Genomic DNA, 1,948 nt, shown 5'->3' with positions numbered 1-1,948 from the left:
CCAACATAATACTTTAATTATACAAGAAAAAGGCACAGCCCCCTCAAATTAATGAGAGTCTGTACCTTTTAGCGGAAATGGACTTTTTCAGTGGCCTCGGCAATGTCCGATGGGGATTTCTTTTATCGATAGTAATAATAAGATTGCCGCTTAATATTTAACGCCTTCCGAGTACTTATTGCCCGCGTTCCAGAGAAGGAATTCTTGTACGCCGCTGTCGTTAAGCGCTTTGATCTGGGCTTGCACTTCGGCCGCGCCGTATTTGGCGTAATGGCCTTTGCCCAGCCAGCTGGCCGTAAAGTCTTGAATCCAAGGCCGGATGACCGGTTTGGCTTTGCCGAGCGGGTCGAGCTTCTTGTGCGTGTCGTCCATGGCGCCTTTGATCGTCGCGTACGGCGCGGTGTCCGGGTTTTTCTGTCCGAACCAGCCGGTGCTGTAATGGCTCGGATAGATCATCGGCGAGATGACCTGGACGGAATTCGAGATTTTCACGAAGTCTTGCCCGATGCCTTCCGCGGCCGGCACGGATGCGGCATACCCGAAGATGTCGACCGATACCCGGACGCCCAGGGGCGCCAATTGCTTCTTCGCGTATTCGACGAACCCGGTGACGATATCGACGCGGCTAAGCTCGTTTTTCGTAAACTTCAGATTGTCCGCCTTCTTCTCGAAACCTTCGGGGAATCGGACGTAGTCGAACTGGACTTCCTTGAAGCCGAGCTTCGCCGCTTCCTTGGCGATCTCGAGGTTGTAATCCCATACTTCCTTGCGGTACGGATTGACGAATTTATCCTTGTTCTTGTTCTGCCAGATCGTTCCGTCCTTCTGAATGAAGGAGTACTCCGGATGTTTCTTCGCGAGGACGCTGTCCTTGAAAACGACGACGCGCGCGATCGGATAAATTTTATGTTCCTCCAGCGTCGTCATCAGCTTATGGATGTCTTTGATGTAAGGCTGTGGATTACCTAGCTTCTGAAGAGTCGGATTGTCCGTCTTGTAAGTAATGTTGCCCAGGTCGTCCTTAACGTCGATGACCATCGCGTTCAGTTCGGTCCGGTCCAGAAAATCGAGCAAGGTGGCCATTCTCGAGCCTCCGGCGCTGTAGGCCGTTACGTATACGCCTTTGACGACGGGGGCGTCCGGCTGAGGGTCTTCCGGCGTCGGGGTCGCGGGTTCCGCCGTTTCGCCGTCGTTGCTTCCCTCTGCGGGAGCGGAGGACTGGTGCTTAATCGCGAACGCCATCGATTTCCACAAATTGCTTCCTGGGGTTAATTCTTCCGTGGTGTGACCGCCGACCGATGCGTTCAACAACACGAATAATGCCATTAAAATATTCATTTTCCATTTTCTCTCCCCATCGGCTCTGTAACAAAATTATAATCGAGATAGGGAAGAGTAAACACAGGTATTTTGTAGTATTTTGGCGAAAATGGCTAGGAATTTCGGGCGGTTGTCCGGCCTCGAATATAGAATTCAAAAAGATCGGTTTTCAGCACCGCCGAATAGGCTTCTTGAAATGACTTCGTGATAAGAAAAACTTCTACCGAAGGACTTTCGAAGATGAGCGACCGCGAATTGAGGAAGTTTTTCTAAAATCATCAGAAAGTATAAGTTTATGGACATCTACTCATCTAGGCTTAACCTAATCTCCGTGTCATTTTGGAACAATCGTACTATTATCCCCTTGCCTCAGAAGGAACCAATCAGCGGATTTTTGAATGCTATGATTGGAGAATGGAGATTGGAGAACGGACTCCCGGATATCACGTTCAATTTTGCCGTTTCATATTAGAATGGAACGGGTCATCGGCAATTTAAAAGCAAGTATCCCTTGCACCAGGCGTTACCTCCTGATCGGTCCTGATCGGAAGGGATACTGGTAGAAGCGACCGAGCGTAGGTTGAGTAACTTAGCAGGTGAAAACCCTGCCTGGAAAGGCGAGAGCCAC

At 50.1% G+C, this 1,948-nt stretch carries 1 protein-coding gene; it reads right to left on the bottom strand.

Features of this window, described 5'->3' with window-relative positions:
- Positions 1-150: 150 nt before the first annotated feature.
- The gene (locus ACFPPD_RS20415; protein ID WP_209752128.1) at positions 151-1,338 is read right to left on the bottom strand and encodes a putative glycoside hydrolase; all 1,188 of its coding nucleotides are present in this window, start codon (positions 1,336-1,338) and stop codon (positions 151-153) included.
- Positions 1,339-1,948 lie beyond the last annotated feature (610 nt).

Origin of the sequence: Cohnella suwonensis (assembly GCF_042655365.1) — a bacterium.
In the GTDB taxonomy this organism is placed as follows: Bacteria; Bacillota; Bacilli; order Paenibacillales; family Paenibacillaceae; genus Cohnella; species Cohnella suwonensis.
The sequence above is the reverse complement of the archived record's forward strand: the minus strand, read 5'-3'. Positions and strand labels throughout refer to the sequence as shown.